At 56.4% G+C, this 24149-nt stretch carries 18 protein-coding genes; 12 read left to right on the forward strand and 6 right to left on the reverse strand.

Features of this window, described 5'->3' with window-relative positions; translation table 11 throughout:
• Window positions 1-84: 84 nt before the first annotated feature.
• From DFP90_RS02205 to DFP90_RS02220, 4 genes are read left to right on the forward strand one after another with little or no spacing between them, the layout of a single operon-like run.
• Window positions 85-3063 (forward strand): bifunctional [glutamine synthetase] adenylyltransferase/[glutamine synthetase]-adenylyl-L-tyrosine phosphorylase, encoded by a 2979-nt coding sequence (locus DFP90_RS02205; protein ID WP_115934770.1) that lies wholly within the window; start codon window positions 85-87, stop codon window positions 3061-3063.
• 28 nt (window positions 3064-3091) lie between these two features.
• Window positions 3092-3556, forward strand: coding sequence for a thioredoxin-dependent thiol peroxidase (gene bcp / locus DFP90_RS02210; protein ID WP_115934771.1), 465 nt, complete (start codon window positions 3092-3094; stop codon window positions 3554-3556).
• Between the two features lie 37 nt (window positions 3557-3593).
• Complete coding sequence (locus tag DFP90_RS02215) at window positions 3594-4358, forward strand: response regulator (protein WP_147300910.1); 765 nt, start codon at window positions 3594-3596, stop codon at window positions 4356-4358.
• A complete protein-coding gene (locus DFP90_RS02220; protein ID WP_115934773.1) occupies window positions 4355-5146 on the forward strand; it encodes a ferritin-like domain-containing protein in 792 nt (263 codons plus the stop codon). Before DFP90_RS02215 ends, DFP90_RS02220 begins: the two co-directional genes overlap by 4 nt.
• A 6-nt stretch (window positions 5147-5152) precedes the next feature.
• Here the strand turns inward: DFP90_RS02220 and DFP90_RS02225 are convergent, their stop codons facing one another.
• The 3 genes from DFP90_RS02225 to DFP90_RS02235 form a co-directional block, all read right to left on the reverse strand.
• Window positions 5153-6841: a caspase family protein gene (locus DFP90_RS02225; protein WP_115934774.1), complete on the reverse strand. Its 1689-nt coding sequence runs from the start codon at window positions 6839-6841 to the stop codon at window positions 5153-5155.
• Window positions 6838-8574, reverse strand: a complete 1737-nt coding sequence (locus tag DFP90_RS02230) for a caspase family protein (protein ID WP_115934775.1) — start codon at window positions 8572-8574, stop codon at window positions 6838-6840. Before DFP90_RS02230 ends, DFP90_RS02225 begins: the two co-directional genes overlap by 4 nt.
• Window positions 8575-8656: 82 nt before the next feature.
• Window positions 8657-9547 (reverse strand): DMT family transporter, encoded by an 891-nt coding sequence (locus DFP90_RS02235; RefSeq protein WP_115934776.1) that lies wholly within the window; start codon window positions 9545-9547, stop codon window positions 8657-8659.
• 150 nt (window positions 9548-9697) lie between these two features.
• Here DFP90_RS02235 and DFP90_RS02240 point away from each other — a divergent pair, with 150 nt between their 5' ends.
• A complete protein-coding gene (locus DFP90_RS02240) occupies window positions 9698-10627 on the forward strand; it encodes a DMT family transporter (RefSeq protein ID WP_115934777.1) in 930 nt (309 codons plus the stop codon).
• Between the two features lie 12 nt (window positions 10628-10639).
• Here DFP90_RS02240 and prfB read toward each other — a convergent pair whose 3' ends face one another.
• The 3 genes from prfB to DFP90_RS02255 form a co-directional block, all read right to left on the reverse strand.
• A complete protein-coding gene (prfB, locus tag DFP90_RS02245) occupies window positions 10640-11770 on the reverse strand; it encodes a peptide chain release factor 2 (RefSeq protein WP_115934778.1) in 1131 nt (376 codons plus the stop codon).
• A 162-nt stretch (window positions 11771-11932) separates the two neighbouring features.
• Window positions 11933-14416 (reverse strand): penicillin-binding protein 1A, encoded by a 2484-nt coding sequence (locus DFP90_RS02250; RefSeq protein WP_115934779.1) that lies wholly within the window; start codon window positions 14414-14416, stop codon window positions 11933-11935.
• Between the two features lie 144 nt (window positions 14417-14560).
• Window positions 14561-15772, reverse strand: a complete 1212-nt coding sequence (locus DFP90_RS02255; RefSeq protein WP_218044550.1) for an N-acetylmuramoyl-L-alanine amidase — start codon at window positions 15770-15772, stop codon at window positions 14561-14563.
• A gap of 738 nt (window positions 15773-16510) precedes the next feature.
• On the opposite strand from DFP90_RS02255, the gene DFP90_RS02260 reads away from it, so the two are divergent.
• The 7 genes from DFP90_RS02260 (at window position 16511) to grxD (ending at window position 24064) form a co-directional block, all read left to right on the forward strand.
• Window positions 16511-19207 (forward strand): Rne/Rng family ribonuclease, encoded by a 2697-nt coding sequence (locus DFP90_RS02260; protein WP_115934781.1) that lies wholly within the window; start codon window positions 16511-16513, stop codon window positions 19205-19207.
• Between the two features lie 210 nt (window positions 19208-19417).
• The gene (locus tag DFP90_RS02265) at window positions 19418-20170 is read left to right on the forward strand and encodes a phosphoribosylaminoimidazolesuccinocarboxamide synthase (RefSeq protein WP_115934782.1); all 753 of its coding nucleotides are present in this window, start codon (window positions 19418-19420) and stop codon (window positions 20168-20170) included.
• Between the two features lie 54 nt (window positions 20171-20224).
• Window positions 20225-20467: a phosphoribosylformylglycinamidine synthase subunit PurS gene (gene purS / locus DFP90_RS02270; protein WP_115934783.1), complete on the forward strand. Its 243-nt coding sequence runs from the start codon at window positions 20225-20227 to the stop codon at window positions 20465-20467.
• A gap of 50 nt (window positions 20468-20517) precedes the next feature.
• Entirely contained in the window at window positions 20518-21207 is a 690-nt protein-coding gene (gene purQ, locus DFP90_RS02275) for a phosphoribosylformylglycinamidine synthase subunit PurQ (protein ID WP_115934784.1), read from the forward strand.
• Complete coding sequence (gene purL, locus DFP90_RS02280; protein WP_115934785.1) at window positions 21204-23414, forward strand: phosphoribosylformylglycinamidine synthase subunit PurL; 2211 nt, start codon at window positions 21204-21206, stop codon at window positions 23412-23414. Before purQ ends, purL begins: the two co-directional genes overlap by 4 nt.
• A 15-nt stretch (window positions 23415-23429) precedes the next feature.
• On the forward strand, window positions 23430-23669 hold the full coding sequence (locus tag DFP90_RS02285) for a BolA family protein (RefSeq protein ID WP_115934786.1): 240 nt from the start codon (window positions 23430-23432) through the stop codon (window positions 23667-23669).
• A 56-nt stretch (window positions 23670-23725) separates the two neighbouring features.
• Window positions 23726-24064: a Grx4 family monothiol glutaredoxin gene (gene grxD, locus DFP90_RS02290; protein WP_115934787.1), complete on the forward strand. Its 339-nt coding sequence runs from the start codon at window positions 23726-23728 to the stop codon at window positions 24062-24064.
• Window positions 24065-24149 lie beyond the last annotated feature (85 nt).

A 24149-nucleotide genomic window follows, 5' to 3' on the forward strand; every position in this document is an offset into this window, starting at 1 on the left:
TCTTTTCGGCTTTCCTTAACCAAGCAATTTGAACATCATACCGGGCAGCAGTATTTTGGAGCCACAACCGTCCAAGACCCGATAATGCAAGATTTTTTTTCGTCTTTCGCCACCTCCGCCCTGCCTGTTCCGTCAGACATGACCAGAGCCCGTATCGGGATGGAGCGCTTCCTGGAGGCAACCCAACCTGACGAGGCACTAAACCGCTTCGCCACTGAGTTTGCAAGTCACAATCAAGGCCAACTTCTTCTGGACGGTGTCTTTGGAAACAGCCCATTTCTGACCCAATGCATGATCCGGGAACCGGGGATCTTACTGAAACTGGTCGAAACCGGCCCAAACGCGTATCTTAAAGAGGTTTTAGACCAGGTTAAAGGCCTGCCCCAGCGTGAACTGGACGAAGCAGGATTGATGCGTGAATTGCGGATCGCCAAACGCCGGGTTGCCGTAACCACAGCATTGTGTGATCTCACGGGCATTTGGTCCCTGCCGCAGGTTACCGGCGCACTCAGTGACCTGGCGGATTTCTCATTGGACGCCTGCATTTCCCATGTGTTGCGTCGACTGCATGCAAGCGGGGAAATCACGCTGTCCCATCCGGATGATGCCTGCCGCGATTCCGGTTTTGTCATCCTGGCCATGGGCAAACATGGATCCCGGGAATTAAACTATTCCTCCGACATTGATCTGATTGTGCTTTACGACCTGGCCCGATTAAACCCAACCGACCCGGAGGCCATCCGGCAGTCCTGTGTCCGGGCGACCAGGGACATCATGCGACTGATGGAATCGCGCACCGCCGATGGCTATGTTTTCCGCACGGATCTCCGGCTCCGGCCGGATCCCGGCGCAACACCCTTGGCCATGTCGGTGGGCGCCGCGGAAACCTATTACGAGAGCCTGGGCCAGAATTGGGAGCGTGCTGCCATGATCAAGGCCCGCCCGGCGGCTGGTGACAAGGCGCTCGGCCAGGATTTCCTGGCCCATATCAAGCCCTTCATATGGCGCAAACACCTGGATTTCGCTGCGATCAACGACATCCATTCCATCAAACGCCAGATCAATGCCCATCGGGGCAGCCGGCAAATCGCGGTGAATGAACATGATATCAAGATCGGCCGGGGCGGCATCCGGGAGATCGAGTTTTTCGCCCAGACCCAGCAATTGATCTGGGGTGGTCGGCTGCCCGCACTACGGCTGCGCCGCACCTGCGAGACCATCGAGGCCCTCAACCAGGTCGGCCAAGTAAGTGACACCGCCCTCCGGGACATGGTCGCCTCCTATCATTATCTGCGAAAGCTGGAACACCGGCTGCAGATGATTGATGATAAACAAACCCAGAAACTGCCCAAATCGGACGAGGATGTGGACAATATAGCCCGCTTCATGGGCTACCAAAGCCCGGAGGATTTCAGAACAGATCTGCTGGAGCATCTGGGACGGGTCGAATCCCATTATGCCCGCCTGTTCGAGGATGAACCGGATCTGGGCGGCGGCGGTTCACTGGTCTTCACCGGCATGGAAGATGATCCCGACACCGTTGTGACCCTGCAAAATATGGGTTTCAGGGAAGCCTCCAGGGTTTCCGGCATTATCCGGGCCTGGCATCACGGCCGGTATCGTGCCACCCGAAGCGAGCGGGCCCGCCAGATCCTCACCGAGCTGATGCCCCAAATCCTGACCTCACTGGCCGACACCGCCAACCCGGATGAGGCATTTATCAACTTCGACACGTTCCTGTCAGGCCTCCCGGCCGGGGTCCAGCTTTTCTCGATGTTCAATGCCAATCCGAAACTGCTGAACCTGGTGGCCGAACTGATGGGCAACGCACCACGACTTTCCAGACAGTTAGCCCGACGACCGGAATTGCTGGATTCCATGATCACACCGGGATTCCTCAAGGCTGAATTGTCGCCGGAGAACCTGAATCTGGCACTCGGCACCGTCTTGTCCGAAGCTGCAGATTATCAGGATGTGCTGGATGGCACGAGGCGCTGGTCAAACGACACAAAATTCAAGGTCGGTGTACAATTGCTGGATGGCACCCTCAATGGTGAAACCGTTGGTCCCATCCTCTCATCGCTAGCGGAAACACTCTTATGCCATTTGGTACCACGGGTGGAGCAGGAGTTCGCGGAAAGTCACGGAGTTATCCCCGGTGGCGGTCTGGCCATTATCGCCTTTGGAAAGCTGGGTGGTGGCGAGCTGTTGCCAGGTTCCGACCTGGATCTGGTCTATATCTATGATGGCGGTCAGGAGGAAGCTTCCGATGGCGAAAAAGCCCTAATGCCGACCGTCTATAACATCAGGCTCTGCCAGCGGATTGGTACGGCGGTCACCTCGCAGACAGGCGAAGGACGGCTTTACGACATTGATAACCGGCTAAGACCTGCAGGCAATGCCGGGGCGCTGGCCACCCAACTGCAGGGGTTCGAGAGCTATTATGATCTGGCCAATGGGGGCGATGCCTGGACATGGGAGCATATGGCACTGACCCGTGCGCGGGCAGTCTATGGTCCGGATCATCTCTGCCAACATCTACAAGACGCTATTCACCGGCTCCTGATCCAAAAAAGGGATGCTAACAGGATATTGATCGATGTTGCCGCCATGCGCGAGCGGATCGCACGCCAGTATCCCGGCAACAGCCTATGGAGCATCAAATATCAACCGGGCGGGCTGGTGGATATCGAATTCACCGCTCAAACCCTGCAATTGATTCATGCCCATAAACATCCGGAGGTTCTGTCCCCCAACACCGCCCGGGCACTTGAAAAAATGCACAAGGCCGGCTTGATAAGCGCGGTTGATTTCAAGAGGCTTCGCGAGGCCTTGGGCCTGTGGCGGTGCCTGCAGGCTGTCCTGCGCCTGACCGTCGACAAAGATTTTGATGAGACCCGCGCGCCACTGGGTCAAAAACAGGCATTGATGCGGGCTGCCAGGGCAGATAGTTTCAATCATCTGAAGGAGATGGTCCAAGAAACCGCTGACGCGGCACGCGAGGTTTTTGAACGCCTGATCCTGTCACCCGCCGCCCAGGCGGCGGACGGACAAGAAGAATAACGTTTGATTGCATTTGGAGGATAGATACGTGTCTTTGGAAACCGGCCAGGCCGCGCCTGATTTTACCATGAAAACCGACAGCGAGGGCGAAATCAGCCTCTCAGCGCTGAAAGGCAAACCGGTCGTGTTATACTTCTATCCCAAGGACGATACCCCGGGCTGTACCAAAGAGGCCTGCGGCTTTCGCGATTCCATGCCGGATTTTTCCGCCATCGATGCCGTCATTGTCGGTGTTTCCAAGGATACTGTTGCGAAACATGATAAATTCAAGGCCAAATATGAACTGCCCTTCACCCTGGCCAGCGACGAAGACGGTAGCGTTTGCGAGGCCTATGGCACATGGGTGGAAAAAAACATGTATGGCCGGAAATATATGGGCATCGAACGGGCGACCTTCCTGATCGATGCTGAAGGCAAACTGGCCCGCATCTGGCGCAAGGTGAAGGTCAAAGGGCATGTTGAAGACGTTCTTGAGGCCGTAAAGGCGCTATAATCGACTTTGTACCCACGGGTTGAAAGGTAACCAGAATATGGCGATCGAAACATATGACGATCAAGTGGAAGCGGAATATCTCGAAGAAACCCGGGATGTCCTCTCTGAGATGGATGTAATCCTTGAACAGCTTGCCAACGGCTCCGAGGAAGGCCGCCGCCGGTTTGATGTCTTGATCGGCAAACTGCAGGCTCTTTGTGTCACCGGCCGCCATACCCGGCACGCCCTCTTGAATGTCACCATGCATCGTTTGATGAACTATCTGGATGGTATCTCCAAACCCAGCAAAGAGCAGATGCAGGATGTGCAAATTTTCTCCGATACCATGACCGGTATCCTGGATGGGTCCATCCAGCATGATGGATGGGATTTCAGTGAGTTTGTCCGTTCCCTGCCCGTGCGCCGCCCCATGGATATCGAAGATCTGGAGCATCTGGATATCGAAGTAATGCTGGTGGAAGGCAAACGCAGTGCCGCGCGCCTGTTTGAGCGTGAGTTAAGGGCCTGTGGGTATCGCGTGACCTCTGTTCGTAATCCCCTGGAAGCCATCAGCCTGGCGGTGCGCATGCGGCCAGACTTGATCATCGCTTCAGCTGAACTGGACGATATCGGCGGAGTCGATCTTGGCTGTGCAATCGCCGCCATGCCCAGTACCAAAAACATTCCCTTTGCAGTGCTTACCAGTTATGACCGCAATCACAAGGCGCTGGCCGATCTGCCTGAGAATGCAGCCGTGATGAACAAGGGCTCACGCTTTGGCGAGGATCTGGCGGACGTGCTGGAACAATTCAAGATCACATGACACTTGTAAATGCGGCGCTGGAGGCCTTGGGAACGTCGGATGCCCGTGCCAAGGCCATGCGCAGTCGTGAGCTCGCAACAGAGTGGTTCAGCGGCAGGATTGCCGAGATTGGCTCCGCCCCCATTCCCGAGCGTCCCGCACGGCCTGAAGCCCCGATATTAATGCCCCCTGCGGATGTCCCAAAACGCAAGATAACCCGTGGCCTGCCGGGACGAATCGCGCTTTTACATGCGCTGTCCCATATCGAATTAAACGCTATCGACCTGGCCTGGGATATCGCGGCGCGTTTCACCCATGAAAAGCTGCCGAGGGAATTTTACGACGATTGGGTGAAAGTGGCCGATGACGAAGCCCGCCATTTCCTGATGCTGGATGACATCCTGCGCGAGATGGGGTCCCATTATGGTGCCCTGCCCGCCCATGACGGTTTGTGGGAAGCTGCCATGAAAACCGCCGATGATCTGTTCGGGCGGTTGGCCATCGTTCCCCTGGTGCTCGAAGCCAGGGGCCTGGATGTCACCCCGGCCATGATAGAGAAACTGAAAAAGGCCGAGGATGAAACCAGCGCCGCCGCCCTGCAGGTAATTCATGATGACGAGATCACCCATGTGGCGGCGGGAAAGCGATGGTTTGAATATCTATGCCAGCGGGACGGGCTGCCTGAAATTGAAACATGGCAGAATCTTGTACAGACCCTGTTCCGAGGCATTTTAAAACGCCCTTTCAACGTGGTCAGCCGGGAACGGGCCGGGTTCTCCGCTGCCTTTTATGACCCTATTGCGTCTTGAATGCGCCTAAAAAGCGCGGCTACCAACCAGTTGAACCTGCTGATCACGGCCATAGTAGCGGCGGGCATAGTAGGTAACCGTCTGGTCCAGATAGGCCGATAATTCTGCAAAGGAAACCTTGCCGTCCGCGTTGCCAGTAGGCTTTTTATCTGCTTCGCCTGCCATCCCAAGCAGGAAGTATTTTGTAAAGAGACCATGGGACTTATCTTCCTCCCACGAGGCGATCTGCCGCCCGCTGCCGGCGGAAATCACCGTTAGCCCATCAGGGATTGAGACTGGTTTGGTCTTCATAAAGACCGGTGAGGCGTTTGAAATCACGCTGCCATCAGCGCTGGCACCGGAAAAACAGGCCTCCAACACGACCAAAACAGACTTCGCCCGGACCTTGGACAGGTTGGCATAAAGATGATCCAGCCGATATCCGTTGAGATGCAGGGCGGCCGGGTCCGCATCCGACGGCACCAGATAGGCGGTGCCATCCTGGCCCGGCGCACCATGGCCTGCGAAATAAATCACGACCCGGGACTGTTTTGGGCGCACCCAGTTATAAAGCCGCCCCTTGTGATCACTGGGCGTGCCGAATACGGAAATAAATTCCGCCTGGGTCGCATCACGGAGATCAATCACATTGCCGGGCCGGATTCCCAAAGCCTGGATGGCGTAGCGTTTGAACCCCTCCGCATCCGCATAGGCCGGGACCACATCGGGAATATCCTTGCCCGCATTGCTGTAATCCGCATTGCCGATGATAACCGCTATATCATCAGGATGCTCACCCCCTTTGGCAAAGGCCACATTCAGCGGCTGGCTGGGAAATTCCACCTTGCCCCCAACCCTGTTTCCGGCAACCGTTCTGGTGCCTTCAGGTGCCAAGGCAGAACTATAAACCCAACCAATGGGCTTGCCTTCCCGGGCGGCCTGCATCCAGCCATCAGGAAGGCTGCCGGTGATATCCACCAGTCCGCCCTGGCCAATCCGATCCAGTATCTTGGCGTTGGCATCAGGCAATGTCCGGATTAATGCTTCCCCGGCGACCACCCGGTATACAGCGTTTTCCCGGGTCAATTGCTGGCGCACATTAGCCATGAGCACCCGTTCCTGTTCCTTGGCCGCCAGATAGGCCGGAATATCACTGCGCAGATAGCGCAGAAATTCCACCAAATTGGCCTTGAGTGCACGCTCCGTCCCGGCCACAACCCTATCGGCACCGACAAAATATTCGCCAACGGTTGCAATGCCTTTGGTCACGATCTCCCGGTCAAACACCACTTCACCCTCCGGATCAGTCAACCGGTAGCGCATGCCAAAATTGAGATCCATGTCATAGCCGTTGGAACTGTCGATCATTTCCACCAATTCTGCATCCAGCCGCAGCTTCCGGGATGCGCCAGGGGTAAAGATTCCGGACTGACGGACCGACTGTTCCACCGGCGTGGCGACATTGACATTCCAGCCATAGGAAAAGTCATTGAGCAGATTGTAATACATCCATGGTTCGCCCCAGCTGGTCGGAACCGAACGCTCGGGACTTGATACATCCACATGAATTATCCCGATATCCGCATCAATCAGGGGTGCCTGGACCGTCTGGCTGGTAATCTCAGGCGACTGTGCCACCGTCAATCCGCCGGTCTGGGGCACACAGCCTGCCACCAGCACAGCAAGTATCGCCACGGCTGTTCCAAACTTCTTCATGATCCCGCCTCCACAATCTGGGCCTGCTGGTCGCGCCCATAATAGCGGCGGGCAAAATAAGTCAGCGTTTGTTGGAGATAACGGTCCAACTCGTCATAAGTGACCCGGCCATTGGCATTACCATGGGGCGGTTTATCCGCCTCCCCCGACATGCCTTTGAGGAAATAAGTGGTAAACAGGGAATGCTGGCGATCCTGATCCCAGGAGGCCATCTGATTGCTACCGCCCGCCGCGATCACCGACAGCCCTTTGGGAATACTCACCTGTTTGACATTCAAAAAGACCGGGGAGGCATTATTGATGACGGCACCGCCTTCCGCGCTACCTGAAAAACACGCTTCCAAAACCACGGTCACCGAACGCGCCCGGCTTTTCGAGAGATTTCTATAGAGATTGCTGAGCCGATAGCCGTTCAAATGCAGGGTTGATGGATTGGCATCGGTCGGCACCAGATAGGCACTGCCGTCACTGCCCGGCGCCCCATGGCCGGCATAATAGACATAGACCCGCGACACGCCCGGCTTCACCCAGTTATAGAGCCTGGCCCGGTGATCCTGATCCGTGCCAAACACAGAAATCAAGTCCGCCTGGGTCGCATCCTTAAGCTCGATGATATTGCCGGGCCGCACACCCAGGGCCTGGGTCGCATAGAGCCGGAAACCAGCGGCATCCGCATAGGCCGGTTCGACCGCCGGTATGTCCCGGCCCGCCCTGGCATAATCCGCATTGGCAATGATCACCGCAATATCGTCAGGACGGGAAGGTACGGCGGAAAACCGAACATCGACAGGATTTTGGGGAAAACGCCTGGCTATGGCGACCGCCTGCTGGCTTTCCATCGCAAGGGCCGAGCCATGGACCCAGCCAAAGGGTTTTCCTTCCCGCGCCACCTGCATCCAGCCATCGGGAAGCTGTCCCAGTATATGTAAAAGCCCGCCTTGCGCCACCCGGTCACGAGCATCGGATTCAACATTTGGAAACTGGCGAATAATCGCCTCCCCTGCCTTGACTCGGAAGGTGCCGTTCATCAGCTCCATTTCGTGGCCCATCCGCTGTTCCAGTTCCTTGGCCGCAATCTGTTTCATCAGGGGCGCATCGACCTTGAAACCAAGGGACTGACCCAGCGCGGCAAGGTTCAGCGGCGCTGTCTTGAGCGTGCCGCCCTCCAGATGCTCCAAAAAGGCCGGCTGCTTCAACATGTCGCGTGATGCGATCACCAGTGCTTTGACATAGGCGTCTTCCAGGGTCATTTCCTGTCCGATCATGCTACCTGCCACCAGACTCCGGCCCTGGGCCGAACCGATTAGTGTGCCATCCGGTTCAAAATAGCGAATTGTGGCAGTAACATTGAAAGTCAGCCAGAATGTGTCGATCTGGCTCGAACCGGTCACAACGAAGATCATCTGTGGCTCATGGGACAAGGCGTCACGTTCCACATTGGCAAAAATCCGGCCCAGGACTTTTTCACCTGCATTGCTGATCGCGCGACCTTCACGCAGGGGCACCTGGGTACCCTGAAAATTCTGGATGGTGATCGTCTTTGAACGGTTTCTCTCATCGGGCATCATCAGCAAGAGCGCCTGAGCCTGCAACGGCAGGTTTGGAACCTTGTCGCTGCTGAAATCCACCTGCTGGACATTGGTGGCAACTGTCTGACAGCCCAACAGCCCCCCGGAAACGCAAAGCAGGATCAAACAGGAACGGAAAAACGAAACAAACGCGGAAAAGGACATGATGTACCTCCATCCCGGCCAAGCCATGCCGGTGGAAAGCGAATTCCTTTATTTTAACGCCAAGCTGTTAACATTTCGCAAACTAACCGCCGGCCAGCCAGCCTTCCCGGCTCCGGCTCCGGATCCAGTCCCGCACGGCAAAAGCGGCCACCGACAGCATAACAAGACTGCCCCCCGCCAGGCTTTGCAGCGGCGGCCATTCCGCCAGGATCAGCCCGGCAAACAATATCGCAAACGGTGTTTCCGCCGCCCCAAGCAGTCCCGATTCCGAGGCTGCAATCCTTTTCGTGCCTTCTATCAGGAAGACCGAGGCCATCGCAAAGACCAGCCCGAACAGGATCAACAACCCTATGTCCCGCCCCCCCACCTGCAGCGGAGAAACCAACAACCAGCCCACCAAAAACAGCTGAAGTCCCGACACCCCGCCAGCCAGTACCACCGGCGTGTCCCTGAAGACCCTGACCAGCACCATGAAAAGCGCCATGCCGATCGTCATCAAGACCGCCATGCCGTCTCCCGCCAATCGGTCAAAACTCCCGCTGCCATCTGCCATGATGATAATGCCAACGATCGAGACCGCCGCCGCCAACATCACAGAGGGCCGCATGGTTCTTCTCAATAGCCCCCATTCCAGAAGTCCCGCGATGAATGGCGCGGTTGCATAGATGATCGCCACATTGGCAACATAGGTCATCTTGAAGGCGGAAATGAAAGCCAGACTGGCCAGGGCCCCGACCGTCGCCAGGCACCAGCCGCGCCAGCCCAGCGCCCGCATCGATTTAACCGGATTTCTGCCGGTCCGGATCCACAGGAACATCACGATCGCCAGGAAACCAAACAGGCCCCGCCAGCAAGCGATAGTGATGGAATCCGCCTCAATAAGCTTGGTGAATATGCCAGCCAGGCTGAAAGCCAACGCTGATAACAGCACCAGAACCACCCCCAGGCCATGATGATTTTCCGTTCCTGCCATTCATCCATCCCCCGCAATAAATTGAACCTTGCTGAGGATAGAGCGCGCCTACTGACAACATACTGTCAGCAAGCAACGGAGGTGGACGGGATATAGTTCTATGCCAACGCGGACATAGCGCATGCTATTCTTTCGGGATAAACCGGAGGCATGACAGACATCACAAGAAATACCGACCGGGAACAAAGTGACCAGCGCCTTGGGCAGCTGCTTTTGTTTATCCTGCCCATCTTGATGTGCTCCAACATGCTGGCGGCAAAGGTCGGTACGGATATCATACCGCCGATTGCCATGGCTTTCTGGCGTTGGACAATCGCTTTTGCCCTCATGTGCCTGATTGCCGGACGCCCGATTTGGCAAGCCCGCCATCAGATCCTCAAAGAATGGAAGGATCTGACGATCCTGGGCGCCCTTGGCATGGGGATTTGCGGTGCTTTTGTCTATCTTGGTGCGGCCAGCACCACAGCCACGAATATCGGATTGATCTATTCCGCCTCACCCGTTTTGATCATCCTTCTCTCCCGGTTTTTTTACGGAGAGCGGATGTTCGGACGCCAGGTGGCCGGTGTTGCGCTTGGGCTGGCCGGGGTCATGATCATCATTGCCAAGGGCAGTTTGCAGATCCTGGCCGAACTGCAATTCACGGCCGGGGATTTATGGATCGTCGCGGCAACAACCGGCTGGGCGGTCTATTCCATCCTGCTGCGCCACCGTCCGACCGAACTGGGCCTGCGCACCCGGTTCAGCGGCACGATCCTGTTCGGCATGCTCTGCCTTTTGCCCTTTACCATTTGGGAGGGGATTACGATCGGCACGGCGGACCTGACCTGGAAAACGGTCTTGCTGATTTCTTTCGTCGCCTGCCTGTCCAGCGTCGCGGCCTATATGATGTATGCCAAGGTGCAATTGCTTTTGGGGGCATCCAAAGCAGGGCTGGTGCTCTATCTGGCCCCGCTCTACAATTCCGTGCTGGCTTATCTTTTGTTGGGTGAAAAATTTGAGCCGCACCATATTGCGGGCGCGGCTCTCATTCTTCCAGGATTGTGGCTGGCCACAAAATCCCCGTCTAAGCGGAAATAGCAGGGCTGCCGGTTAGTCGATATCCTCGACCTCGCCATCCAGCCCGCCCTCAAACTTCATGGCCAATGCCGCTTCCAGATAATCCTGGATATCGCCATCCAGAACCGCCTGGGCATTGCCTTTTTCCACACCCGTACGCAGATCTTTTACCATCTGATAAGGCTGCAGGACATAAGAGCGTAGCTGGCGACCCCAACCGATTTCGGTCTTGGCTTCATATTCGCCCTTGGCTTCCGCTTCGCGCTGGGCCAGTTCACGCTCATAGAGGCGCGATTGCAGCATCTTCATCGCAGTTGCCCGGTTTTTATGCTGCGAGCGGTCATTCTGACATTGTACCACGATGCCGGTGGGCACATGGGTGATGCGTACCGCACTGTCGGTGGTGTTAACATGCTGGCCACCGGCGCCGGACGCGCGATAGGTATCCACCCTAAGATCGCTGTCGACAATGTCGATTTCAAAATCATCATCAATCTCAGGTGAAACCGTGACGGATGAAAAGCTGGTATGGCGGCGCGCATTGGAATCAAACGGCGAAATCCGCACCAGACGGTGGACCCCGGCCTCCGTCTTGAGCCAGCCATAGGCGTTGTGACCAGCCACTTTGATCGTGGTCGATTTGATGCCCGCTTCTTCTCCCGGGCTTTCTTCCAACAATTCCGTCTTGAAGCCCTGTTTGTCGCAATAACGCATATACATGCGCAACAGCATAGAGGCCCAATCCTGGGATTCCGTGCCGCCGGCACCGGCATGCACTTCCAGGAAACAGTTATTGCTGTCGGCTTCACCGGACAACAGGCTTTCCAGCTGTAGTTTGGCAGCTTTTTCCTGCAAGGCGGCGATGGCGGCTTCCGCTTCAGCGACCATGTCACCGTCATCTTCCATCTCGGCCAGTTCGATCAGTTCGATATTATCGTCAACGCCGCCGGAAATCTCGCGATAGCCACTGAGCGCCGATTCCAATGCGGACCGTTCCTGCATGATCTTCTGCGCCTTGGTGGAATCATTCCACAGATCGGGATCCTCCACCCGCGCATTCAATTCCGCCAGGCGTTTCTCAGACGCATCAAGATCGATATGTTTGGCCAGCAACTGCAGGGACTGACGGATCTCGTCGACCATGGCCTGAACTTCGGCACGCAAGGGAAAATCCTCCTGAAGAATGAAAATTTCGGGCCTGCCGAATCATCCAATGACAGGAATATGACAGGCGGCCTTTGGATGTACGCCATGGCAGCCAGAGGCGCAAGGATATAGTAGCCCGCCCCTATCTCGAGGACGGGCCAAGATGAAAACAAGGCCGAATTAGTAAACGCCGCGCTGCGTTCCGCTTTTCGCTCTCATTGGCGCCGTTTCACTGTCTTCATCTTCGTCACTGCCGTCGATGAAGACAGCCTGGGAACCGATCCCCGGTTCCGTTCCCGGTTTGAAAGCTTCCGAGATAATCCGCTGACTGCCACTGGTAGCCAACTTGCCGGTTTCCGCGTCAATCCGCACCATGCGAATGCCCTCGGGCGTACGGAACGGGATCGCCGGTTTGTCGGCCAGGGCTTCCTGCATGAAAGCCTTAAAGACCGGTGCCGCGACAGAAGAACCGGTTTCCTGGCCGCCCCAAGGATTGCGGCCCAGCGGGATCGGCGTATCAAAGCCAATGAAGACACCAACCGCCAAATCGGGCGAGAATCCCACAAACCAGGTATCCCGACTGTCGTTGGTTGTGCCTGTCTTACCGCCCAGCGGTTTGCCCACCTCACGGATGCGCCGCCCGGTGCCGCGCTGAACAACGCCTTCCAGCATGGTCACCACCTGATAGGCGCTGGCCGGGTCCGTCAACTGCGAGCGATTGTCACGAATACGCGGCACATCCTGCCCCTCCCAATGCAAAACGGTGCAATTGGTGCAGTCTCGCGGATCATGCTTATAAATTGTTCGGCCCAGACGGTCCTGAACCCGGTCAATCACAGTCGGGGTGATCTCTTTGCCGCCATTAACCAGCATACCATAGGCCGCGGTCATATCGATCAGACTGACCGAAGCCGCCCCTAGCGCCATGGACAGCTGTTCCGGCATATCCTCGGCGATGTGGAACCGTTCGGCATAATCGGCGACCGTATCCATGCCGATTGCCTGGGCCAGACGGACTGTCATCAGGTTCCTGGATTTCTCAATCCCCACCCGCATGGGGCTGGGGCCATAAAATTTCTTGGAAAAGTTCGCCGGTTTCCATTTCGGCAGGCCCGGCCCCTGATCCAGCACAAAGGGCGCATCCAGGATCATGGTTGCCGGGGTATATCCCTTATCCAGCGCCGCCAGGTAAACAAACGGTTTGAACGCGGAACCCGGTTGGCGTTTTGCCTGGGTAGCCCGGTTAAACTCACTACGCTCATAGCTCCAGCCGCCCGCCATAGCATAAACGCGGCCCGTATGCGGATCGAGCGCCACCAGCGCACCATCTACCTCGGGGATCTGGCGCAACGCATAGCTGTTCTCCGGATATAGAACCGGCGGCTCACCTTTTTTCGGCGGCGGCCCTTCCGTGACCGTTTCCACCAGAACCACATCGCCGGGCTGATAGACATCGCCAGGCTTTTTCACCGTGCCGCCGACCCGCTGGTCTTCCAGCGCCTTGCGTGCCCAACGAATTTCCGCAAAGGGAATTGTCCCGATCCGGCCATCGGCCAGGGTGATATTGGTGGTCTTACCTTCATAGCCATTCACCACCGCCAGGTCCCAGCCTCGGACACCATCCGGCAGCTTGACCTCTTTCAGGGCACCGGCCCAGTTTCCTGTCATATCCAGCTGGGTTACCGGTCCGCGATAGCCATGGCGGCGGTCATAGTCCTCCAACCCCTGGCGCAAGCTTTTCTGTGCTAGACTCTGCAACGCCGGATCCAGGGTTGTGCGCACCGACAATCCACCTTCGGTCACCCCGCGCTCACCATAGTGGTCCGCCAGTTCCCGCCGTACTTCTTCAACAAAATATTTTGCATCCACCGGCTGGATATCAGAACGCGGCTGCACCACCAGGTCCTCCGCCCTGGCCCGGGCGGCCGAAAGCTTGGTGATATAGCCTTCTTCCTCCATCCGGCTGATCACCCAATTCCGACGTTCAATCGCCTCACGGGTCCGGCGGATCGGGTGATAGTTATTTGGCGCTTTTGGCAGCGCCGCCAAATAGGCAATTTCCGCCGTGGTCAGCTCGCTTAAGGATTTGTCGAAATAGTTCAGGGCAGCCGCCGCAACACCGAAAGATCCATACCCCAGGTAAATTTCATTGAGATAAAGTTCCAGAATACGGTCTTTGCTGAGTGCGCGCTCGATCCGGAATGCCAGAATCGCTTCTTTGGCTTTCCTGGTGATCGAGACTTCATTGGTCAACAGGAAGTTTTTCGCCACCTGCTGGGTGATGGTGGATGCACCGATAAACCTGCGATTCTCGAAATAGTAGACAACATTGGTGGCCACGGCCCGGGCCAACGCAAGCGGGTCCACGCCATAATGCCAGAAGAAATTTTGATCCTCGGCCGCAACGAAACCGTGGATAATCTCCTTTGGTATCGATTGGATCGGCACAAAGACCCGCTGTTCACGGGCATATTCCTTGATCAATTGCCCATCGCCGGCATGAATGCGGGTGGCTGTCGGCGGTTGATAATCCGCCAGTTGCTTATAGTCCGGCAATCCCTTGCCGTAATACCAAAGCGCATAAAGGCCGCCGCCGACACCGACGATGCCGGCAAGCACGGCCATGGAGAAAAGGAATATAAAGAACTTTAACAGAAATCGCATGCTGCAGCGCTGACCACCATGGTTAATCCTCGCGCATACCAAACCCACAAAGCAGGTGCGCGGCTTACTCTATAAAGTAGGTTATGTCATTAATTCGGCAATGTGGCCAGTTTATGTCAGGCAATCTAATTTTTAAAAAGCACATCAAGACCGGCTGAGGCGGTTTTGCCGTCGGAAATATGCATCGACCGCCCGCAGCAAAGCACTACCAATTTTTCGGTGATGCACCGGATCGCGCAGCAGTTTTTCATCCTTGCGGTTCGACAGATAACCAAGCTCAATCAGAACCGATGGTACCGTCGGTGATTTCAAAACCGCAAAGCCAGCAAACCGGTGGGTATTGCGTAGCAACCGGATTTCCTGCCCCAGATCCTTCACCAGCATTTCCGCAAAATGCCAGGATTGTTCCATCGTCGCTCGCTGTTCAAAATCCAGCAATGTCCTGGCCACAACCTCGTCATAGCCAGAGAGATCCACGCCCGCAATCAAATCGGATTTGTTTTCCTTGGCCGCCAGCTTGGCCGCCTCTTTATCCGACGCATTTTCAGAGAGCGTGTAGACGGACGCGCCCCGCACGTTGCGCCGATCGATTTTATCCGCATGAAGCGAAACGAACAGATCTGCCTCATGTTTTTCGGCCACTTGATAACGTTGGCGCAGTGGAATGTAAAAATCGCGATCGCGGGTCAGACGCACCCGGTACCGACCCGATTTCTCCAGAGCAGCCTTGACGGCTTTGGCCACCGACAGGGTCACTTTTTTCTCATAGGTGCCCATGCTGCCAATGGCCCCCGGATCCGGCCCTCCATGGCCCGGATCAAGAATGATCATCGGCTTTCTTTTTTCCGGTGCCGGGGTTGGGGCCGGCGTCGAATTGACCACGTCACGCTGTTGATGCCGTTTGATATAGTCCGGCCAATCCGGCGAAGTCACTTTACGTGAGGTTGCCGCAAAGGTCTGATCAGTGACAGGAATGATATCAATCACCACCCTGTGGCCACTCTTGCCACCGGGCGCGATCCGGAAATGTTTCTTGATGGCGACCGGCTTTTTCGTATCGATCACGATACGGCTCACCCCCGGCCGGAACAGGCCGTAGCGGTAGCCGGCCACAAGGCCCAGCGGTTTGCTCTTTTTCTGGGCCCAGTTCAATTCCGGCAGATCAATTACCACCCGATAAGGTCCGGAAAGCGTGAAAATTTCGTAGGGGACCTGACTATTCATATCGACGACAAAGCGGGTATAACCGGCATGTTCACCGATTCGCACTTCGTTGACCTGAATATCCTTGGCAGCAAAGGCTTTGCCTGACAGATTGACCACCAGCATCAGCAGACACAAAAACAGGCCGGCCATGCCCCGGGCTGTCCCTTTCATCAATCCTGTAGTCGGTTTTTCTGTCACTGGACCTCACAGCTTCTCATCAGCTTCCGCTAACACTATATCTATGGTGGCGCTCGCTGGAAACCACAACAAACATGATTTTTTCATGCAAATTCGGTTCCTCTTGGGGCATGCCGCCCTGTCCGACCGAAGGATATTGGACATATCGTTTTACAGCTATTCAAAAAAAACGACGGCGCGACGGTAAAAGCGATTGTTATTTCCGGCCATACAGGATTAATTATGAGATGCGATAAAAGGTTTCGTAGCTGAAACTGCCACTGATCCGGCAGACCTTCTCGGGATGCTATCCGTATTGTTTCAGCTTTCGACAGCGTTTCAAAGAGCCGTACCGGCTGCCGGCCGATTTGCCTGGCACCACGGCGAAAGCAACGCACAATACGCAGTCCGGCCGACAAGCCAATCCTTGCCGTCGGACTTGGAACTAAATTTTTTTATGAGCGAACTGGCTCAGGTAGCTGAACAGTTTGATGTTGATGAAGCAAGGTCGAACAGAGATCGGGACAGAAACAGGCACCGCCGCGCATTTTATGCCGCTGGCGGCATTTGCCGTTTCGCCGGGGAGCACCCCGGGCGACTCCTGCCCCTTTATTAAGACTGCACACGCCCTTGCCTCAAATAATAATAACCCGCGCCCCTCCCAGGGGCATCGGTCCGTTCGACCGTTAACGCGGGCTGGAGACTATTTGCATGGCAAAGAGAATGTTAATCGATGCGACCCACCCGGAAGAAACCCGGGTTACGGTCGTAAGCGGCAACCGGCTTGAGGAATTTGACTACGAAACAGAAACCCGCAGACAATTAAAAGGCAATATCTACCTGGCAAAAGTAACCCGGGTGGAACCGTCTCTGCAGGCTGCGTTCGTTGAATATGGCGGCAACCGCCATGGCTTCCTCGCTTTCAGTGAAATCCATCCCGACTATTACCGCATTCCCGTCGGCGACCGTGAAGAACTGGTCGAAGAGGATCAAATCGACGACGATGAAAATGGTGATGATACCGAATCCGATAAACCGGTTGAGGAACTGGGCGGCGACGAAGCCGTGGATGAAGTTGAAGAGAATGCACACCGCCGCCCCCGCCTGAAACGGCAATATAAAATTCAGGAAGTCATCAAACGCCGCCAGGTCCTGCTGGTCCAGGTCGTTAAGGAAGAACGTGGCAACAAGGGCGCGGCTCTGACCACCTATCTCTCCCTTGCTGGCCGCTATTGTGTCTTGATGCCGAACACCTCCCGTGGTGGCGGTGTCAGCCGCAAGATCGTCAATCCCGCCGACCGCAAGCGCCTGAAGAAAATTCTGGCGGAACTGACCATGCCGCAGGGAATGGCAGTGATTGTGCGGACTGCAGGTGCCGAACGGTCACGTGCGGAAATCAAACGCGACTTCGACTATATTTTCAAACTGTGGGACGATATCCGCACGCGCACTCTGGAAGCATCTGCCCCGGCCCTCATCCACGAAGAGGCCAATCTGATCAAGCGGGCGTTGCGCGATCTGTACGCCAAGGACATGGAAGAAATTCTGGTCGCCGGTGACGAAGGATACCGAACCGCCAAGAATTTCATGAAATCGCTGATCCCCAGTCACGCAAAGAAGGTTCAACCCTATCGTGACCAGGCTATTCCGTTGTTCCAACGTTATCAGGTTGAAAGCCAGTTGGCCGCGATCCATGAACCAACCGTAATGCTGCGCTCCGGCGGCTCCATTGTGATGCACCAGACCGAAGCCCTGGTCTCGATCGACGTGAACTCCGGCAAGGCGACCCGTGAGCGCCATATCGAAGAAACAGCGCTCAAGACCAACCTGGAAGCGGCCGAGGAAATCGCCCGCCAGCTGCGCTTGCGTGATATGGCCGGCCTCATCGTGATCGATTTCATCGACATGGAGGAAGGTCGTAACGACCAGGCGGTTGAGCGGAAACTGAAAGAGACTTTGAAAAAGGATCGGGCCCGCATCCAAGTCGGACGCATCAGCCCATTCGGCCTTTTGGAAATGTCCCGTCAGCGCCTACGGCCCAGCCTGTTGGAAGCGATCACCCAGTCTTGCCCGCATTGCGGCGGCACCGGCTACATCCAGTCCACCGACTCTGCGGCGCTTTCTGTGCTGCGCGCCATAGAAGAAGAAGGCCTGCGCCGCAGGTCTTCCGAAATCACGGTCACAGTCAATCCTGATGTCGCTCTTTACATCCTGAACAACAAACGCGGTGTTCTGGGTGAAATGGAAGCCAACTACGGCTTTGAACTGACCATCCTTACCAAACATGACATGCTGCCTGCGCAGTTTGACATGTCCCGCGTCGAAAGCGGTGACGGTCGTGTGGTGGAAGTCACTGAGCAGCCGCAACAGCAGCCCCAGGCCGCTAAGAGCGAAGACAGCGACGAGCAGCAGGAAGGCAAAGGCCGCCGCCGCCGTCGTCGTCGTCGCGGTCGCAAGCGCCCCGAAGATCAGGCCAATGCGGATAATGAGAATCAGTCTGCGGAAGAAACAGACCTGCAAGCGTCTGAATCAGAGGATGAGGCTAGGACCGATGGTGATGATGACGGCCAGAAGAAGCGCCGTAAGCGCGGCCGTCGCGGCGGTCGCCGCCGTGGCCGGGGCCGCGATCAGGACCAGCAGAACCTGAATCAAGACGGCGACGCAGAAGAGAGCCGGGATGAAAATTCCGACACTCAGCCGGCTGAGAATAACGATCAGCCCGCTGCTGCCGCTACCAACGAGGAAGAAGGAAAATCCAAGCGTCCGCGCCGCCGTCGTGGTCGTGGCAAGGATAACGCCGAGAACCAGGCGCAGGAAACGGTCGAAACCGCCGGCTCCACCGAGCATGCAGCGGATGCCGCACCGGAAGCCGCCGCGACATCGGAAGCCGCCAATGACGCAACAGCAGAGGCCAAGCCGCAGCGCCGGAGCCGCCGCAGCCGGAAGCCTGCTGTGCCAGAGGAAAGCCCTGCAGCAGCAGAGACAGCCGATGGCTCGGAAGCTTCTTCTATAGAGGCTGCAGCTGTCGAAGCAACCGCATCCGAGTCGGATGCGGCCGCTCCGGCAGAAGCCGAGGCAAAGCCTGCGAAGAAAACCCGGGCGAAAAAAGCACGGGCCAAGAAAGCCAGCGCCAAGAAAACCACGGCGAAAAAGGCAACTGCCAAAAAAGCACGGGCCAAGAAAGCCGCAGCCAAGGCACCTGAAGCCAAGGAAGCACCGGCAGAAACCGCTCCGGCGGCACAAACACCGACCGCGACCGAAAGCCAGGCCTCTCCGGCCCCGGCGCCTGCGGCTCAACCGGCACCGGTTGCCGCACAGCCTGCCGCATCCACACCGGAACCAGCCAAGGAAGAGGCCCCGTCCGGGCCGAAGCGCAAAGGCTGGTGGAGCCGGGTTCTCGGCAGCTAACCCGCTGAGATCATTAAAAACAGCAAACCCCCTGGCGGTTTTACCCCAGGGGGTTTCTTTTTCCGGCAGCGATCAGGACCGTGCGGACAGTGAAAATTTGCACCGCCATTGGATTGTTTCTGCCGCCCAAGCCTGTTATAGCACGCCTGAAATTTCCTGGAATGACGGCATAATGCCGTGACATCCAGCTTGCTCAGAGACAATCGCGGAATGGCCAGACGCTCGAAAATATACGAAGGCAAGGCAAAAGATCTTTTTGCCGGGCCCGAGCCTGAAACCCTTATCCAGTATTTCAAGGATGATGCCGCCTGTCGCACGCCTGAAAAAACCGGCACCATCAACGGCAAGGGTGTTCTCAATAATCTGATTTCAGAACATCTGATGGGACTGCTGCACGAGATCGGCATCCCAACCCATCTGATCCGCCGCATTAACATGCGCGAGCAGCTGGTGCGCCAGGTGGAGACCATTCCCGTTCGTGTGATTGTGCGCAACATTTCCGCAGGCTCCCTGGTGAGCCGGCTGGGCATTCCCGAAGGCACTTTGCTGCCGCGATCGATTGTTGAATATTGCTATAAATCCGAAGAGCTGGGCTGTCCGGTGATTTCGGAAGAGCATATCACCGCCTTTGGCTGGGCCAGTCCGCAGGATATTGACGATTTCCTGGCCATGGCGCTGCGCATCAATGACTATCTGGGTGGCCTGTTCCGCGGTATCGGCATCAAACTGGTGGATCTCAACCTGGAATTTGGCCGCATCTATGACGAGAACGGCGAGATGCGGATCGTTCTGATTGATGAAATCAGCCCCGACAGCTGCCGTCTGTGGGATATCAAGGATGGCCGCAAACTGGATCTCGACCGGTTCCGTCAGGATCTGGGCGGCATGGAAGAGGCCTATCAGGAAGTCGCCCGCCGTCTCGGTGTTTTGCCTGAAGGCGGGGTAAAGGAATTATCGCTCTAGAAAAAGAGCTTTGTTGCAACAATTAAGTTCAAGACCGTAACCGGAGGACAAGACGTGAAAGCCAAGGTTTACATTACGCTGAAGAATGGTGTGCTCGACCCCCAGGGGAAAGCCATCGAACATGCGCTGGGCGCGCTGGACTTTGGCGGCGTCAATGAAGTGCGTCAGGGCAAAATGATCGAACTGGACATCGCTGAGTCCGACGAAGCGAAAGCCAAGAGCCAGATTGAGGCCATGTGCGAGAAACTTTTGGCCAATACGGTCATCGAAAACTACGCGATCGAACTGATCGGTTGATGAATATGCCCGCGCTTGCGGGCGTTTTTCGTTTAAAGGACGGGTAAATTATGAAATCCGCTGTCATTTTGTTTCCCGGCACCAACCGGGAAAATGATGCCATCGCCGCCCTGGAACAGGCCAGCGGCTCCAAACCACAACTGGTCTGGCATGGCGAAACCGAACTGCCGAAGGTCGATCTGATCATGATCCCTGGCGGTTTCTCCTATGGTGATTATCTGCGCTCCGGCGCAATGGCCGGCAAGTCCCCGGTCATGCGTGCGGTTGCCGACCAGGCCAAAGCCGGTGTTTCCATCATCGGGGTCTGCAATGGCTTCCAGATCCTGACCGAAACCCATCTCCTGCCGGGTGCTTTGATGCGCAACGCACATCTCAAATTCATCTGCAAACGCGCGGCCCTGAAAATTGAGAATGCGGAAACCCGCTTCACGTCGAAATACGACGCAGGCCAGGTGGTGAAATATCCGGTCGCCCATCATGACGGCAACTATTTTGCCGACAGCGAGACCCTGGACCGCCTGGAAGGCGAAGGCCGCGTGGCGCTCCGCTATTGCGACGATGACGGTGTGGTAGCGCCTGAGACCAACCTCAATGGGTCCCAACGCAATATCGCGGGTATCCTGAATGAAAAAGGCAACGTGCTGGGCATGATGCCGCATCCCGAAAATGCCATCGATCCGCTGCATGGCGGCATTGACGGCCGTGGTCTGTTCTCCAGCATGGTAGAGGCGCTGTCATGAGCAACGATTTCAACGCAATCGAGATCACTCCGGAACTGATCGCCGAACATGGCATCACCGAGGAAGAGCGCGAAGTGCTCATGAATATCATGGGCCGCATGCCGACCTATACGGAGTTGGGTATCTTCTCCGTCATGTGGTCCGAGCACTGTTCTTATAAGTCCAGCCGTTTTTGGCTGAAAACCCTGCCGACCGAAGGCCCCCAGGTCATTTGCGGCCCCGGCGAGAATGCCGGCGTGGTTGATATTGGTGACGGTCAGGCCGCCATCTTCAAAATGGAAAGCCATAACCACCCCAGCTATATCGAACCCTATCAGGGCGCGGCCACTGGTGTTGGCGGTATCATGCGCGATGTCTTTACCATGGGCGCGCGCCCCATCGCCAACCTGAACGCGCTGCGCTTTGGGTCGCCCGATCATCCCAAAACCCGCCATCTGGTAAGTGGCGTTGTTGCGGGTATCGGTGGCTATGGCAACTGCATGGGTGTGCCGACCGTTGGCGGTGAAACCACTTTCCACCCCAGCTATAACGGCAATATCCTGGTCAATGCCATGACCATCGGCCTGGCCAATGCGGATAAGATTTTCTATTCCAAGGCCAGCGGTATCGGAAACCCTGTCGTCTATGTCGGTTCCAAAACCGGTCGCGACGGTATCCATGGCGCGACCATGGCATCCGCTGAGTTTGACGATAATTCCGATGAGAAGCGCCCAACCGTCCAGGTTGGCGACCCGTTTGCGGAGAAATTGCTGCTGGAAGCCTGCCTGGAACTGATGGCCGGCGATTCGATCATCTCGATCCAGGATATGGGGGCCGCGGGCCTCACCTCCTCCTCCGTTGAAATGGCGGATAAGGGCGAGGTTGGCATCGAGCTGTGGCTGGACAAAGTGCCTATGCGCGAAGAGGGCATGACCCCTTACGAGCTGATGCTGTCCGAGTCCCAGGAACGCATGTTGATGGTCCTAAAACCGGGCCGCGAGGAAGAAGCACGCAAGATCTTCGAAAAATGGGAGCTGGATTTTGCGGTGATCGGCACCGTCACCGACACCCGTCATCTGGTCCTCAAATGGGACGGCGAAGTGGTCGGTGACATTCCGGTACCCCCACTGGTGGATGCCAGCCCGATGTATGAGCGCCCCTGGGAACCGACCCCGAAAGCGGTTGAGATCGACGCTGCTTCCGTTGCAGCGCCATCCAGCCTTACCGGCGCCCTAAAACAGATGATCGGCTCGCCCAACATGGCGTCCAAACGCTGGATCTGGGAACAATATGACCATCTGGTCATGGGGGAAACCATCCAGAGCCCCGGCGGAGACGCCGCCGTTGTCCGAATTCCGGGCAAGACCAAGGGGATTGCCACTTCCTCAGACTGCAACCCGGTCTATGTGAAGGCAGATCCGATCGAGGGCGGCAAACAGGCAGTGGCCGAATGCTGGCGCAACATCACCGCCACCGGTGCCAAGCCGCTGGCGATCACCAACAACATGAATTTCGGCAACCCGGAACGCCCCAACATCATGGGTCAGTTTGTCGGCGCTATCAAAGGCATGAGCGAAGCCTGTATCGCGCTTGATTTCCCGGTCGTGTCCGGCAACGTGTCCCTCTATAACGAGACCAAAGGCGAAGGCATCCTGCCGACCCCGGTGATCGGTGGGATCGGTGTCATTGCCGATGTGGCGAAATCCATGAATATGGCCCTGAAAAACGCGGATGAGGAACTGGTCCTGATCGGCGAGACCAAAGGCCATATGGGTTCAACCCTCTATCTGCGTGAGATTGAGGGCCGCGAGGAAGGCACCCCGCCTGTGGTTGATCTGGCCGTGGAACGCCGTAATGGCGATTTCATCCGCGACCTGATCGATGCCGGACTGGTTTCCGCCTGTCATGACCTTTCTGACGGCGGCCTTGCCTGTGCCGTGACCGATATGGCCATGGCCGGAAAACTGGGCGCGACCTTGTCGCTAACCGACAGCGGCCTTGGCAACCATGTGGCATTGTTTGCTGAGGATCAGGGACGCTATTTGCTGAGCACGGCGAATGCCGATAAGATCCTGGAAAAAGCAGCCGCCAGTGGTGTTCCGGCCACAATTGTCGGCAAGACCGGTGGTGATGCCTTGACGCTGGGCGATGGCGACGCCATATCCCTGGCGGAGCTGGTGGACGCCCATGAGGGCTGGCTGCCCAACTATATGGCGCAGGAAGCGTAAGGAGAGACAAAGACCATGGCGATGAACCAGGCGGATATTGAACGCTTCATCAAGGAAGCCCTTCCCGATGCGGAGGTAAAAATTAATGACCTGCGTGGTGACGGGGATCATTATGCGGCTTATGTGAAATCGGCCGCATTCAAGGGCAAATCCCGCGTTCAGCAGCATCAGATGGTCTATCAGGCACTGCAGGGCCGTATGGGCAATGAGTTGCACGCCCTTGCCCTGCAAACCGCTGTTTTGGAAGACGCATAAGCGAAATGACACATGAGTGCCCCTTACAGGGGCGCCAGAAATGAAGGTTAGAAGAGATGAGTGACAATCCGGTATTTGAACGGATCAATCAGGAAATCGGCGGCAATGACGTGGTGCTGTTCATGAAAGGCACTCCCGTATTCCCGCAATGCGGTTTCTCTGCGGCTGTTGTCCAGGTGCTCAATCACATGGGCGTTCCGTTCAAAGGCATCAACGTGCTGGAAGATATGGAAATCCGCGAAGGCATCAAGGAATTTTCCAATTGGCCGACCATTCCGCAGCTCTATATCAAATCCGAATTTGTCGGCGGCTGTGACATTGTCCGCGAGATGTTTGAGACAGGTGAACTGGCCCAGGCCTTCGCCGATAAGGGCATCGAGCTTCAGGACGCCTGACGCACAACCAAATCGATAAAGAAAAGCCGCTCTCCGGAGCGGCTTTTTTTTGTTTGTAACTGCTTAGACACGAAATGATTTCTTA

This window comes from Aestuariispira insulae (assembly GCF_003385955.1).
GTDB classification, from domain to species: Bacteria; Pseudomonadota; Alphaproteobacteria; order UBA8366; family Aestuariispiraceae; genus Aestuariispira; species Aestuariispira insulae.